The following is a 13,605-nucleotide window of genomic DNA, read 5'->3' on the forward strand; positions in this document are numbered from 1 at the left end:
GGCGGCCGGCGTCGCCGGGTCCGCCGCATTCGGCTCAACCAGGCCGTAACGAGGCAGGGCGGACCCGCGAAGTCGGCCGCACCGGATACCCCCGGGGGGTTGACAACGGGGGCCGGGCCGGGGCATCCTTCGTGTCGAGCGAATACCCACTGGGGGTATGAGAGGAGTGGGTGATGGCGACGACGACGTACCAGGTCCTGGGGATGACGTGCGACCACTGCGTGCGCAGCGTCCGGACCGAGGTCGGCGGGATCGACGGAGTCCGCGACGTACGGGTGGATCTGGCGAGCGGCCAGCTGACGGTCACCGACGACGGCCGCGTGACGCCCGGCCAGATCCGCGACGCGGTCGCCGAGGCCGGCTACGACCTGCGGGAAGAGTCATGAGAACCGGCGCGAAGCTGGCCGGCTTCGCCCTCGCGCTCGCCGCCCTCTTCGGCGGGGCGTACGGCGTGGGGCACGTCGTCGGCCCGCTGCGCGGCGAGCCGGCCGTCGAACGGCCCGTACCACAGCACGACGGCGACATGCCGGGGATGGGGGAGCGATGAGCACCGGGGTGGACCGGGCGACCGGCACGATCGAACTCGCGATCGGCGGCATGACCTGCGCCTCCTGCGCGGCCCGGATCGAACGCAAGCTCAACAAGCTGGACGGCGTGACCGCCGCGGTCAACTACGCCACCGAGAAGGCCACGGTCACCTTCCCGGACACGGTACGGCCGGCGGACCTGGTCGCCGAGGTCGAGAAGGTCGGCTACACCGCGGCGTTGCCGGCCCCCGAGGCGACGGCCGACGATGCCGACGGCGACCAGCGCGACGAGCTGCACCCGTTGCGGCAGCGCCTGATCACCTCCCTCGTACTCACGGTCCCCGTGGTGCTGCTGGCGATGGTGCCGGCGCTCCAGTTCGACAACTGGCAGTGGCTGTCGCTGACGCTGGCCGCGCCGGTCGTGGCGTACGGCGGGTGGCCGTTCCACCGGGCCGCGGCCACGAACCTGCGGCACGGCGCGGCGACGATGGACACCCTGGTGTCGCTGGGCACGCTCGCCGCGTTCGGCTGGTCGCTGTGGGCGCTGTTCCTCGGTACCGCGGGCGAACCGGGCATGCGGCACGGGTTCGAGCTGACCAGCCACGGATCGAGCAACATCTACCTGGAGGCCGCGTCCGCGGTCGTCACGTTCCTGCTCGCCGGCCGGTACTTCGAGGCCCGCGCGAAGCGTCGCGCCGGGGCCGCGCTGCACGCCCTGCTGCAACTCGGCGCCAAGGACGTCGCCGTACTGCGCGGCGGCACCGAGCACCGGGTACCGGTCGGTGACCTCGTCGTCGGCGACCGCTTCGTCGTACGGCCGGGGGAGAAGGTCGCCACCGACGGCGTCGTCGACGAGGGATCCTCGGCGGTGGACGCGTCCATGCTCACCGGCGAGCCCGTACCGGTGGAGGTCGGGCCGGGCGACGAGGTGGTCGGCGCGACCGTCAATGTCGGCGGCCGGCTGGTCGTGCGGGCCACCCGGGTCGGCGCGGACACGCAGCTGGCGCAGATGGCGAAGCTCGTCACCGACGCGCAGAACGGCAAGGCCGCCGTCCAGCGGCTCGCGGACCGGATCTCGGCAGTGTTCGTCCCGGTCGTCATCGCGATCGCGGTCGCCACGCTCGGCTTCTGGCTCGGTACCGGCGGCGGGCTGACGGCCGCGTTCACCGCGGCGGTGGCCGTCCTCGTCATCGCCTGCCCGTGCGCGCTCGGCCTCGCCACGCCGACCGCGCTGCTGGTCGGTACCGGGCGCGGCGCGCAGCTCGGCATCCTCATCAAGGGCCCCGAGGTACTGGAGTCCACCCGTCGCGTCGACACCGTCGTACTCGACAAGACCGGCACGGTGACGACCGGGCGGATGAGCCTCGCCGGCGTACACCCGGCCGACGGTGCGGACGCCGGCGAGGTGCTGCGGCTGGCCGGAGCGCTGGAACACTCCTCGGAACACCTGATCGCGCAGGCGATCGCCCGCGCCGCCGCCGACCACGGCGAACTGTCCACAGTGGACGACTTCGGCAACGTCGCCGGCTCGGGCGTACGCGGGGTCGTCGACGGCCACGCGGTACTCGTCGGCCGGCCGTCGCTGCTCGCCGACTGGGCGATCGAGCTGCCGGCGGACCTGGACCGGGCGATGGCCGACGCGCAGGCCCGCGGCGAGACCGCCGTCGCGGTCGCGGTCGACGGCACCGCCCGCGGCGTACTCACCGTTGCCGACACCGTGAAGCCCACCTCGGCCGAGGCGGTACGCCGGCTGCGGGCACTCGGGCTGCGCCCCGTCCTGCTCACCGGCGACAACGCCCGCGTCGCGGCCACCGTCGCCCGCCAGGTCGGCATCGACGAGACCGACGTCATCGCCGACGTCCTGCCCACCGACAAGGTCGACGCGGTACGCCGGCTCCAGTCCGAGGGCCGGGTCGTCGCGATGGTCGGCGACGGCGTCAACGACGCGGCCGCGCTCGCCCAGGCCGACCTCGGCCTCGCCATGGGCACCGGCACCGACGCCGCCATCGAGGCCGCCGACCTCACCCTGGTACGCGGCGACCTGCTCGCCGCCGCCGACGCCATCCGGCTGTCCCGCCGTACGCTGCGCACCATCAAGGGCAACCTGTTCTGGGCCTTCGCGTACAACGTGGCGGCGCTTCCGCTGGCCGCGGCCGGGCTGCTCAACCCGATGATCGCGGGCGCGGCCATGGCGTTCAGTTCGGTGTTCGTGGTGTCGAACAGCCAGCGGCTGCGGCGGTTCCGGGCACTGCCCGCGCCCGCCGTCGCCGGCACGGCACCCGCCACGACGGAGCCCACTCCCGTCGCCGCCGCCCGCTGACGGTACGACCCGCGTCGGGTCCGGCTGCCACGCCGGACCCGACGCCCGCGGTACACGGCAACGAGGCGGCGGCGGTCGGGCATCAGCCGACGCTGGCACAGGTCACACGAGCCACCGGCCGCCGCATCGCGGGCCCCGGATCACCGCGGAGACGGCGACCGCTGTCAACGGAAACCCCTTCACCGCACCGAATCCAGCCGACCGGAGGCTGGAAGCCACGAGACGAGTCCGGCGTCGAACTCCGCGAGCCGCCAGCCGCGGAGTGCTGCTCGGTGTCGAAAACCCTTGCCCGGCAAGGGATCCAGGTACGAAAGGTCGGCGGTGCCGCCGGCCTTCATCGAGAGACGGAGCTGCCATGAACGAGACCGAACTGACGATCGTCGACGAGTCGGCGTCCTGCGCCTGCTGCGCGGCCCCCGCCACCACCCCGGCCGAGGCACCCGACGCCACCGTGTACGCGGTCGGCGGCATGACCTGCGGTGGATGCGCGGGCCGGGTGACGGCCGCGGTGACCGACCTGCCCGGCGTACGCGAGGCGCGGGCGGACCCGGCCACCGGACAGGTGGCCGTGTACGCTGACCCTCAGCCCGACACGGAGCGGATCGCCGCCGCGGTCACGGCGGCCGGCTACACGTTCGCCGGGCCGGTCGGCGCGTGAGCGACACGCCACGGCCCACCGTGTACGGCACCGGTTGGTGCCCCGACGTCGCCCGGTCCCGCGCACTGCTCGACCGGCGCGGCATCGCGTACGACTACGTGGACGTCGACGCCGACCGGGCCGCGGCGAAGCGGGTGTACCGGCTGCAGCGGGGAACCCGGCGGGTGCCGACCATCGTGCTCGCCGACGGCACCGTACTCGTCGAGCCGACCGACGACGAGCTGGCCGCCGCCCTCGACACCCGTACCTGACCCCCGCCGGTGGCGGCACGCTTGGCGCCGCCACCGGCGAGCGCCTCGCGCTCGGGACTCCTCCCGGCGCGGAACCGTACGCTGGCGGGATGTCCAGCAGAGCGCGTCGCGGGATCGCCGCGACGGTGGTGGCGGTGCTCGCCCTCGCGACCGGGTGCGGGGGTGGTGGCGAGGACGCCGGGCCGCGCTGGCACGCCGACTACGTGAGTACGTCGTGCGGCGCGGTGCTGACCAGGGTGCTGCCGGTGTCGAGCGACGAGGGGTGGGCGGTCGGGCAGGAACCCGCTGGCTGCGCCCGTACCAGCGGCAGGGATGGCACCGCGCAGGGCGTCGTACTCCACCGGCACGGTGACACGTGGCGCCGCGCCACGCTGCCGTCACCGCTGCTGTCGCCGTACCACGGGGCGCAGCTGGCGGGTGCCGCGCTCGCCGCGTCGGGGCCGGACGACGTGTGGCTGTTCGGCCGGCTGGGCTCCGGCGACACGGCCACACAGGGAATGCCGGCGGCGGCGCGCTGGGACGGCCGCCGGTGGACCCGGATCACGACCGACTTCGACGTGGCGCAGGCGGTCGTGTTCGCGCCGGACGACGTGTGGGCCTTGTGCAGCAACGAAACCACGCAGCCGGTACGCCACTGGGACGGGCGGCGCTGGACGGCGGCCAGCCTGCCGGTCGACGTCTTCGGCGCCATGGCCGGTACCGGCCCGGACGACCTGTGGGTGGTCGGCAGTGACCAGAACCCGGGCGGCGCCGGGCACCATCCGGCCATCGCGCACTTCGACGGTACGGGCTGGACGGCGGTGCCCACGCCGACGTACCGGAACGTCCGGCCGGCCCCGGACGACCGGGCGCGGCTGACCGCCGTCGTCCCGGTCTCGGCGACCGACGCGTGGGCGTTCGGCGTCCACGTCGACGAGGACACCGGCGGTGGCTCGCCAGGGCAGACCGTGCTCGCGCTGCACTGGGACGGTACGCGCTGGCGGCAGGCCCCGAAGGCGCTCACCGCCGGCATGACGCGGACCCCGCCCGACACCGGCCTGTCCGCCACCACGGACGGCGCCGGCGGCTTCGTCCTCGCCACCCTGTACGGCGCGGCCGAGCACCGTACGGCCGCCGGTGTCCGCCGGACGATCGGTCGTCCGGCGCCGGTCGCCGGCCGCTCGGGGAAGACGCCCGACCGGCAACGCCTCCAGGTGTACGACCTCGCCCGCGTACCCGGAACCCGCGAGGTCTGGGCCGCCGGCGCCGTCGGGCTCACCCTGCACGGCGGGGACGACTTCGCCCGCGCCACGATCCTCTCGTACCCGGGATGAGCGCGGCACCGCCGCCGCCCGGAGGGCGCGTGGGATCCGGTGCAGGCGCGGGGATCGGCCGACGCGACGCGAACCGGTCCGCTGTCGGGAGGTGCGTGGGGTCCGGTGGAGGCGCGGGGATCGGCCGACGTGACGCGAACCAGCCCGACGACCCGGGCAGGTGGCGGGGGCGGCGTAGCGTTCGGCCGTGATCCTCGAAGCGGTGTACCTGGTGCCGGCCGCGGTGTGGACCGGGTCGATGACGTACAGCCTGGTGGTGGTGCAGCCGCGGAGCGCCCGTTTCCTCACCGACGACGACCAGCTGGAGGAGTACCTGACGGTGCTCGCGCAGGGCAACCGGTCGCGGGTGCTCGGGATCGCGGCGACCCTGATCGTGTCGGCAGCGGCGCTCGCCCTGCTGTGTCCCTGGCCGGGCGCCCGTGCCGTGTACTCCACGGCGCTCGGGCTCGACCTCGCCGCAACCGCCGTCTTCTGGTACGTGTCGTGGCGGCACTGGCCGGCCCGCGTGTTCGCCCGCCGCGCGGAACGCCCGGCGCTGCGCCGCCGGTTGCTGCTGTGCGCCCGGGCGATCTGGCTGCTCGTCGGCGCGGGGTTCGGGCTCACCCTGGTCGCCAGCGTCGGCCTCCGGTAGGGCGACCGGGATCCGGATCGTCGTCGCCGGCTCCAGCGGGCCGATCGGCGCCGCGCTGTTCGCCGTGTACCGGGGGACCGGCACGTGGGATCCGCCTCGTACGGCGGCCGGCGCGGGCGAGCTCGAACCCGGCCCGGCCCGCGGCTCCCCGAGGTACCGGGCAGTCGCCGCATCCGTCCGGAAACGCTTGGTACTGAACGGATTCCGCTTTCACTCGTGTTCCGCGGAGCGACGCCGCCGGAGTTGTTCGAACGACTGGCGCAATCGAATGACTCAACCGTCTTGCGCGATCGTGCAAGTCGCTGTTACGGTTTCCCGGCACGTACCTGGCAAGGGAGAAACCATGAACGACACCGCCATCCGCTCCGACCTGTTCCTCGACGGCCGCCGACTGTCGTACCTCGACTTCGGCGGTACCGGCCGCCCACTGGTCGCGCTGCACGGGCACCTGTCCGAAGGCGCCACGTTCGCCGACCTCGCCCGGCAGCTCGGCCCCGAGTGGCGGGTGATCGCCCCGGACCAGCGCGGCCAGGGGGAGTCGGACCGGGCCGGCGAGTACACGCGGGAGGGTTATCTCGCGGACCTTGAGGCGTTCCTGGACCAGCTGGGGTTGGACCGGGTCGCGCTGCTCGGCCACTCGCTCGGCGCCATCAACGCCTACCAGTTCGCCGCGCGGCATCCCGGACGCGTCAGCGCGCTCGTCGACGCCGAGGGCGCCGCCGAGCTCGGACTCGACGGTGCCAACCCGTTCGGTTTCCTGCTGGACCTGCCGTACGAGGCGGATTCCCGTGCCGCGCTCGTCGCGGGACTCGGTCCGGCCGCACCCTACTTCGCCGACCGGCTACGGGAAAACGCGGACGGACGCTGGCGGCTGCCGTTCCACCCGCGGGACATGTACGAGTCGGAGGACCATGTGCACGGCGACCACTGGGCGGACTGGACCGCGACGACCTGCCCGGCCCTGCTGATCCACGGTACGACCGGAGTGATCCCGCCCGAGCAGGTCCGCGCGATGGTCGAACGCCGGCCCGGCACCACGTCCGTCGAGCTGGACGCCGACCACATGGTCTACACCGGCGCGCCGGACGAGTTCGCCGCCGCCGTCCGTACCTTCCTCGCCACAAGTTCTCGGTGAGTGTCCAACGGATCCGGTGGACGGCGGGGCGGGGCTACTGCTCAGGAGGGCGGTCGCCTCGCTCCGCCGTCCGAGCGCTCACTCACCCTCGTTCGACGCCTGGATCGATGCCAGCTCGTCCCGCAGCCTGTCGCGAAACCACGGGGTGAAGAGTCGGATCGACCCGTCCATGACCAGCGTCGCCGACGCGTGGGACACGCCGAGGACGTCCGACAGGGCATCGATCGCCCCGGCGCGATCAGGTGAACGCTCCAATGCCTGGCGCACCTCGTCCCACTGGGACACCACCCGCAGGCACGCATCGAGAGTCTCGGCCCGCAGCACTGCTGCGTCGTGCTGACCCATCACGACTCCTCACCGCGGCGTCCAGACAGCCTCGGACGAGGCTACAGCTCCGTGCACACTCCGGCAGAGACGTGACCGTGCCGCATCGCCGCGGCAGGTCGGCGTATGAACGGGCCGCCGGGCGCGCAGTGCAGGCGGCTCGTTCGGTCCGGCGGCGTCCGCGACCACCAACGCACCGGCGACGGCTGCCGGGGTACGAGACGCGGTACCGGCCGGTCGAGGTGACCGCCGCCGACACGCACTCCGGGTACGACCGTGCATGCCGCCGGAGTACCAGGCGTGGCGCCCCGCGCGGTGCGGTGCGGGACCGTCGGGCGAACCCACCGTCCACAGTGGTCGGACGGGCCGTCCTTTCCTTTGTGGGGCACCATTGCCCGGAACGGAACACGCGCCACCTGAGGCGCCCAGACGGGACGGCCGTGCGTCGTCTCCGGGATGTCCCGCGTGGCCCGGCGCTTCCTACGTACGCTGCGTGCATGGCCAAGCCAGTGACAGCGCTGCTGTGTGGCGCGGGTTGCGTCGTCGCCGCCATGACGATCGGAGCCGGGGCGCGTCCGGTGCCCGCTGCCGCTGCACAGGTACGGTCGGCGTCCGCCCCGGCGATGCGCACCGTGGCGTCGTACGGTTTCAACTCGGGGGCCGTCACCGCGGGCGGGCAGGTCCGGGACGACACGGGCAGCGGCCACACGCTGCATGTCCGCGTGGCCGCGGGCGGCAGGATCAGCTGGGTACGCGGGAGAACGGGTCGGGCTGCGCGGTTCCCGGCCCCGTGCCGGCGATCGGGGACGTGCGGCCGCGCGATCCTGGAGGCAGCGACCGGCCGCGACCTGGACGCGGGCACCCGACCGTTCCGGCTGGCCGCGGCCGTACGCGTGGCGAGCGGTGACACGGCGGCTGGCGCCAACGTCGTACAGAACGGCAACTGGGGGGATGCGGCGCTCTGGAAACTGCAGGTCGACGGGAAGGCCGGCCGGCCGAGTTGCGTGGTCGGGCGTCGAGGTGCGCGGAAGTACCTCGCGGGGTCCAGCGTGTCGGTCGCCGACGGCAGCTGGCACGAGGTGGAATGCCGTCGTTCCGGCGCCAGCCTGCGGATCGTCGTGGACGGCGCCGAGCGGGGTCAGGTGTCCGTACCCGCCGGTCTGTCGCTGTCGGGCGCGGGGCCGCTGCGCGTGGGTGGCAACGCCGTGTCGGCGGGCAGCGACCAGTTCCACGGTGCCATCGACGACGTCGCCGTCGGGATCGGCTGAGCACACCCCGCCGGTACAGGTCGCCGGCGCCGCGTCCCGAGGCAGTAGCCGAGTGGCAGAACGACCCGTCGCCCTCCCGTGTCCCGACCTGACCGCCGGCACTGCGTCCGACGACGTCACACGCCTCTCGCGGTGACGAGCCCGGCCATGGTGCCGACCCGGGGAATGCCCGCGGGAACCGGATGGCGGTCGGTGTCCTCGCTCGTGAACAGGATGGTTCGCATGCCCGCCTCCCGCGCCGCGGCCAGGTTGGGCCCGCGGTCGTCGACGAACAGGACCCGCGATGCCGGCACGCCCAGCCCCTCAACAGCGCGTCGTACGCGCGGGGGTCGGGCTTGCGGACACCGATGTCGGCGCTGACGTACCAGTGGTGGATGTGGCGGTCGAGGTGGAAGCGGCGGCGGAGCAGGGCGGACCATTCGGTGGTGTCGTTGGTGAGGCACGCCACCGTGATCCCCGCACCAGTGAGCCTCTGGAGCGTGTCGACGACGCCGCGGGTCAACCGGTGCGCGGTGCAGTAGCCCTCGTCGGTCGCGGCATCGGCCACCCCGAGCGTGTCCCAGAGCTCGGCAGTGGTCATCTCCCCGCGAGTGCACGCCCGGTACGTCGCACGAACCTCGGCGTCGGTCGCCCGGCATCCACGGGCCCGCAGGTACGGCACGAGCAGGCTCGCCACGACGTCGCCGTTCCGGTAGAGGACCCCCATCGCGTCCAGCGCCACGACGGCAGGCAGTCCGTCGTGTGTCGCACCGGAACTACGGGTCATGGGCTGGAACATACGTCACCGTGGTCGATCGTTCCCGCCGCTCGCCACGAGCCGAGGTCGGCGCGCAGCCCGATCCGGGATCATGCCTTGGTACGGGCGGGCTCGATGGTCGGATCCAGGATCGTCCTGCCCGCCGCGTGCCGGCCAGAGGACATCGGCGCCGGCGTTCGGCTGTTCGCTTGCCGTTCCAGGAACTCGTCTGCCGCACGCGTGCGTTCGTCCGGCTCCGCTGCGGCGAGGATCCCGCCGGGTACGTGATCGGGCATGTCCGTCGGCGCGGGAGTCGCTGCGACAACACCATGCCACGGAACGGCTCGGCGAGCCGTGAACCGGCCGAGTGCGGCGCGGGTACACCCGGTGTCGGCTGGCCGGTGCGCGGAGTGGCCAATGGCGTACGAGCAATCGAGTGGACGCACTCAGTGGCGGGCGTTGCCGTCCGGCCGGCCGCGGTGGGCGTTCATGGCGGCCCTGATCTCCCGGACACAACGACCGGCGGGTTCCGCGGCGGCCTCGCCGACGTGCACCCGGCGGGCGGCGTCCGCGCAACCGGCCGCCCACTCGCGGCGGGCGTCGGCGAGTTGCTGGAGGGCAACGGCGTGCCGGCGCTCCGCTTCGAGCAACTCCTCCAGGAGCCGGAGCCATTCATCTGGCGCCACCATCGCTCCAGCCTAGGTACCGGAAGGTAAGGGGCGGGTTCCCGCGCGGGCATCGTACGGGTGACACCGGACCCTCGCGACGGGCAACGGCTGCGCTGTCCGTTGTGGGCCGGCGCCGCGAACCGTCTCGGGATGGACGGCGCGGCGCCGGATCCGCCCGGGCCGTCCGCCGGGGCGACGGCGCGCCGGCTCGCGAACGGCCGGTCGCGAACCGTCTCGGAATGGGCGGCGCGGCGCCGGGTCCGCCCGGGCCGTCCGCCGGGGCGACGGCGCGCCGGCTCCGGAACGGCCGGGCTCAGACCCGGTCCAGTGGACGGTGCGGGCCGTCGGGAAGCTCGACGGCGATCGCGTCGCCCGGGCGTACGACGCCGCCGTGCCGGACGATGCTCATGATCCCGGCCTTGCGTACGATGTTGCCCGCCTCGTCGCGGCCGACGACCCGCTTGAGCAGCCCGTTCTGGAAGGTGTCGATCTGCCGGCAGGGGTTGCGGAGCCCGGTGACCTCCACGACCGCCGCGTCACCCAGGCGCAGCAGCGTACCGACCGGCAGGCCGAGCAGGTCGATGCCACGGGTGGTGATGTTCTCGCCCAGCTGGCCGGGTGCCACCGTGAACCCGTCCTCGCCGACCTCGGCGAACAGTTCCTCGTGGATGAGGTGGACCTGGCGCAGGTTCGGCTGGGTGGGGTCCTGCGCGACGCGGGAGCGGTGCTTGACCGTCACACCGGCGTGCACATCGCCCTCCACGCCGAGCCCGGCGAGCAGCCGTACGCTGTCGCGGTTCGGCTTGGTGAACGAGTACCGCCCGCTGCTGCTGACCGCCGTCACCGTACCGCTCATGCCCTGTTGCCCCCTCGTCCGTGGTCACGGTCGGCCCCGACCCTAGCCGTCGCCTCGTGGTGCGGTGCCGACGCCCGATCGAACTGTGAGGCCCAGCTGCCCGCTGGATGGTCGGTCACGCCCAGCTCGACGCGGCCGGGCGCTTCCCCGGCCGGATGTGGTGATTCCACGCCGGACCGCGCGGAAAGGATCGAACGCCACGAGGCAACGCGATGTCGCCGCCGTGCGCCGGTCGACGACGGCACCGCGTACGCGTGGGTCGGTGGAGGTCTCGGTGCATCGGGAGAAGGACTCTTTGCGGGCGATCGCCGTCGTGGTGTTCTTCGCGCTCGGTCAGGACCCGGGACCGGCCGGACCGGATTGTCGGTGCCCGGCCCTAGTATGCGGAGCATGACGCGGTACGTTGACGAGGATCTGCACGGTGTGGAGTTCCGCGAGTGCGATCTGACCGGGGCGCGCCTGATCGGCGTGGTCATGCAGGATGCCGTGATCGACGGGCTGGTCACCAATCTCGTGGTGAACGGTGTCGAGGTCACCGGGTACGTCGAGGCGGAGCTGGACCGGCGTCGTCCGGTGCGGGTGTTGATCCGGTCCGAGGACCCGGCCGATCTGCGCGAGGCGGCGCGTCAGCTCCAGACCTGCTGGGCCGCCACGATCGAGCGGATCCGCCGTACACCCGGCATCGAGCGTCGCAGCGTGCACGACGAGTGGTCGGCGGTGCAGACGATGCGTCACCTGGTCTTCGTGCACGACTCGTGGTTCCGCCGTTGCTGCCTGGGCTCGACGGAGCGGTTCACGCCGATGGGCATCGGGCCGGAGGTCGAGCCGTACCGTGGAGCGCACGGGCTCGACCTGTCGCTCGATCCGACCCTCGACGAGGTCGTGCGCGTACGAGCCGCGCAGGTCGCCGAGCTTCGGGCGTGGCTCGACGAGGTCACCGCCGCGCAGCTCGCGGCACCGGCGCCGGTGCCCGACGACGATGTCTGGCCGCCGTACGCGCGGGGCCGGTCGGTGCGGCAGTGCCTCCGCACGGTGCTCAACGAGACCTTCGAGCACCACGGCTTCTGCGTCCGCGACCTCGACCTGATCGAGGCACAGGACGCCGGGTAGGGCCGGCTACGGAGTACGGATGCGGGCAGCGCCGTCCGGCGGCGCGGTGCCGAGCTGCCGGGCCCGGGCGCTGGCTGATGTCAGCGGCGGAAACGCCATCCTCGACGCCTTCCGCGTACGGCCCTGCGAACGATCGGCCGTGCGTCAGTGGGTGAGCACGAGTTTGCCGCGGGTACGGCCGGACTCGATCCGCCGGTGTGCCTCGGCAGCCTCGGTCCACGGCATGGTGTCGGCCACGGAGACGCGCAACGTACCGGCGGCGACGAGGTCCAGCAGCGCGGCGAGGCCCGCGCCGGACGGCCGCATCGGAAACTCCGTGTACCGCAGCCCGCGCGCCTCGGCAACCTCCGGGGTGACCAGCCGTTCGGATCCCGACCCGCTGATGGAGACGAGGATTCCGTTGGGGCGCAACACGTCCAGTGAGCGGGGGCCGTAGTCGCCGCCGACCATGTCGAGTACGGCGTGCATCCCGGGTACGACGGTGGTGAAGTCGGTGGTGCGGTGGTCGACGAGCTGGTCGGCGCCGAGCGCGTGCAGGAACCCGTGGTTGGCGGCGCCGGCGGTGCCGGTCACGTGGGCGCCGCGGTACTTGGCGAGCTGTACGGCGAGGTGGCCGACGCCGCTGGCGGCCGCGTGGACGAGGATCCGGTCGCCGGCGCGGATCCGCGCGGCGTCGGTGAGGGCCTGCCAGGCGGTCAGTCCGGCGACGGGCAGCGCTGCGGCGGTGACGTGGTCGACGCCGGCGGGCTTGGCGGCGAGCGCGTCGACCGCGACCACGACGTACTCCGCCTGACCGCCGCGATCGGCGACTGGTCGATGGACCACGCGCGGGAGATCGTCGCCGCGCGCGCCGAGTACGACCGGCAGGCCGGCGAGGCGCCGCGCCCCGTACCGACCCGGTGACGGCGACCGGTCCGCGTTCGGGATCGGCGGCGTGGCAACGGTTCTCGCGTGGCTGTCGGGCATCGCGTACCGGTCGGTGCCGGCGGCAGGATGCGCCGCCGGCACCGTACGAGGTCAGCCGAGGTGCCGGGCCAGGAAGCCGTCGTCGACGCCGACCCACCGGATGCTGCGGTGGTCGCCGGGGTTGGCGTGCAACGTCTTCTCGGTCGAGCCGAACGCGTCGAACAGCGCGAGCGTGGACCGCCGGTCGACGTGCTCGTCGTCCCACGGCAGCAGGAACTGCACCGGTACGGTGATCCGCCGTGCCGCGGCGAGCTGCCCGTCGTGGACGAAGAACCCGCCGCCGAAGATGGCCGCGCGGATCCGGGGTTCCGTTGCTGTCAAAGGGATCCCGATCGCGGTGCCGAGAGTGATGCCGCCGCCGTACCCGACCGGCGCGTCGGGTCCGATCTCGGGCAGTGCCTGGAGCGCGTCGATGGTCGCCCGCCACTCGGGTACGGCGCGCTCGGCCAGCGCGATCCCGTACCGGAGGCTGATGTCTTTGAATCGCGCGGTGTCGCCGGTCTCGTGCGCCTGCCGGAAGTCGGCGCGGACCCGCTCGTCGTCCGCGGTACGCGGGCGGTCGCCGTGTCCGGGCGCGTCGATGGCGACGACGGTGAAGCCGTGGGTGGTCGCGGCGTGGCGGGCGCGGGCGGCGAGCGCCGGCGTCTTCTTGTGCTGGCCGCCGCCGTGCCCCATCAGGACGAGGGGCGCGTGCGCGGGGCCGGACGCGGGTGACCAGAGGACGCCGGGTACGTCGCCGACGACGAAGTCGCGTTCGACCACACCGTCGGTGGTGGTCTGCGCGGTGAACCGTACGGAATGCATGGGGTTCTGCCTTTCGGGAGGGCCAGACGAGTCGCGGC

Annotated in this window: 16 protein-coding genes and 1 pseudogene; 10 read left to right on the top strand and 7 right to left on the bottom strand. The window is 73.4% G+C overall.

Annotation, left to right across the window (positions count from 1 at the left end; all coding sequences use genetic code 11):
- The first annotated feature begins 173 nt into the window (after positions 1–173).
- From Aru02nite_RS16570 to Aru02nite_RS16605, 8 genes are all read left to right on the top strand, one after another.
- Positions 174–386: a heavy-metal-associated domain-containing protein gene (locus Aru02nite_RS16570; RefSeq protein ID WP_203658434.1), complete on the top strand. Its 213-nt coding sequence runs from the start codon at positions 174–176 to the stop codon at positions 384–386.
- A complete protein-coding gene (locus tag Aru02nite_RS16575) occupies positions 383–547 on the top strand; it encodes a hypothetical protein (protein ID WP_203658435.1) in 165 nt (54 codons plus the stop codon). The genes Aru02nite_RS16570 and Aru02nite_RS16575 overlap by 4 nt, the downstream gene beginning before the upstream one ends.
- On the top strand, positions 544–2,847 hold the full coding sequence (locus tag Aru02nite_RS16580) for a heavy metal translocating P-type ATPase (RefSeq protein WP_203658436.1): 2,304 nt from the start codon (positions 544–546) through the stop codon (positions 2,845–2,847). The genes Aru02nite_RS16575 and Aru02nite_RS16580 overlap by 4 nt, the downstream gene beginning before the upstream one ends.
- Before the next feature lie 355 nt (positions 2,848–3,202).
- On the top strand, positions 3,203–3,505 hold the full coding sequence (locus tag Aru02nite_RS16585; protein WP_203658437.1) for a heavy-metal-associated domain-containing protein: 303 nt from the start codon (positions 3,203–3,205) through the stop codon (positions 3,503–3,505).
- Positions 3,502–3,756: a glutaredoxin family protein gene (locus Aru02nite_RS16590; RefSeq protein WP_203658438.1), complete on the top strand. Its 255-nt coding sequence runs from the start codon at positions 3,502–3,504 to the stop codon at positions 3,754–3,756. Before Aru02nite_RS16585 ends, Aru02nite_RS16590 begins: the two co-directional genes overlap by 4 nt.
- A gap of 89 nt (positions 3,757–3,845) precedes the next feature.
- Positions 3,846–5,069, top strand: a complete 1,224-nt coding sequence (locus Aru02nite_RS16595) for a hypothetical protein (protein WP_203658439.1) — start codon at positions 3,846–3,848, stop codon at positions 5,067–5,069.
- Between the two features lie 187 nt (positions 5,070–5,256).
- The gene (locus Aru02nite_RS16600; protein WP_203658440.1) at positions 5,257–5,700 is read left to right on the top strand and encodes a hypothetical protein; all 444 of its coding nucleotides are present in this window, start codon (positions 5,257–5,259) and stop codon (positions 5,698–5,700) included.
- A 343-nt stretch (positions 5,701–6,043) separates the two neighbouring features.
- On the top strand, positions 6,044–6,835 hold the full coding sequence (locus tag Aru02nite_RS16605; RefSeq protein ID WP_203658441.1) for an alpha/beta fold hydrolase: 792 nt from the start codon (positions 6,044–6,046) through the stop codon (positions 6,833–6,835).
- A 78-nt stretch (positions 6,836–6,913) separates the two neighbouring features.
- Here the strand turns inward: Aru02nite_RS16605 and Aru02nite_RS16610 are convergent, their stop codons facing one another.
- Positions 6,914–7,180 (bottom strand): hypothetical protein, encoded by a 267-nt coding sequence (locus Aru02nite_RS16610; RefSeq protein ID WP_203658442.1) that lies wholly within the window; start codon positions 7,178–7,180, stop codon positions 6,914–6,916.
- Positions 7,181–7,656: 476 nt separating this feature from the next.
- Here Aru02nite_RS16610 and Aru02nite_RS16615 point away from each other — a divergent pair, with 476 nt between their 5' ends.
- On the top strand, positions 7,657–8,427 hold the full coding sequence (locus Aru02nite_RS16615) for a LamG-like jellyroll fold domain-containing protein (protein ID WP_203658443.1): 771 nt from the start codon (positions 7,657–7,659) through the stop codon (positions 8,425–8,427).
- Positions 8,428–8,543: 116 nt separating this feature from the next.
- On the opposite strand, the gene Aru02nite_RS37585 is transcribed toward Aru02nite_RS16615, so the two are convergent.
- The 4 genes and pseudogenes from Aru02nite_RS37585 to Aru02nite_RS16630 form a co-directional block, all read right to left on the bottom strand.
- A complete protein-coding gene (locus Aru02nite_RS37585) occupies positions 8,544–8,846 on the bottom strand; it encodes an HAD-IA family hydrolase (protein ID WP_275408652.1) in 303 nt (100 codons plus the stop codon).
- Positions 8,741–9,205 (bottom strand): annotated as a pseudogene (locus Aru02nite_RS37590) (HAD family hydrolase); the annotation flags it as partial. The pseudogene Aru02nite_RS37590 and the gene Aru02nite_RS37585, both read right to left, overlap by 106 nt.
- Before the next feature lie 404 nt (positions 9,206–9,609).
- Positions 9,610–9,852 carry a hypothetical protein gene (locus tag Aru02nite_RS16625; protein ID WP_203658445.1) on the bottom strand — a complete coding sequence of 81 codons (243 nt, stop codon included), beginning with the start codon at positions 9,850–9,852 and terminating at the stop codon, positions 9,610–9,612.
- A gap of 292 nt (positions 9,853–10,144) precedes the next feature.
- Positions 10,145–10,687, bottom strand: a complete 543-nt coding sequence (locus Aru02nite_RS16630; RefSeq protein ID WP_203658446.1) for an MOSC domain-containing protein — start codon at positions 10,685–10,687, stop codon at positions 10,145–10,147.
- Positions 10,688–11,077: 390 nt separating this feature from the next.
- Between Aru02nite_RS16630 and Aru02nite_RS16635 the strand changes: the two genes are divergently transcribed.
- Positions 11,078–11,797: a DinB family protein gene (locus tag Aru02nite_RS16635; protein ID WP_203658447.1), complete on the top strand. Its 720-nt coding sequence runs from the start codon at positions 11,078–11,080 to the stop codon at positions 11,795–11,797.
- A gap of 144 nt (positions 11,798–11,941) precedes the next feature.
- Here the strand turns inward: Aru02nite_RS16635 and Aru02nite_RS16640 are convergent, their stop codons facing one another.
- Entirely contained in the window at positions 11,942–12,622 is a 681-nt protein-coding gene (locus Aru02nite_RS16640; protein WP_203658448.1) for an NADP-dependent oxidoreductase, read from the bottom strand.
- 192 nt (positions 12,623–12,814) lie between these two features.
- Positions 12,815–13,567 (bottom strand): dienelactone hydrolase family protein, encoded by a 753-nt coding sequence (locus tag Aru02nite_RS16645; RefSeq protein WP_203658449.1) that lies wholly within the window; start codon positions 13,565–13,567, stop codon positions 12,815–12,817.
- Between the last annotated feature and the right edge of the window lie 38 nt (positions 13,568–13,605).

It is taken from the genome of Actinocatenispora rupis (genome assembly GCF_016861975.1).
GTDB classification, from domain to species: domain Bacteria; phylum Actinomycetota; class Actinomycetes; order Mycobacteriales; family Micromonosporaceae; genus Actinocatenispora; species Actinocatenispora rupis.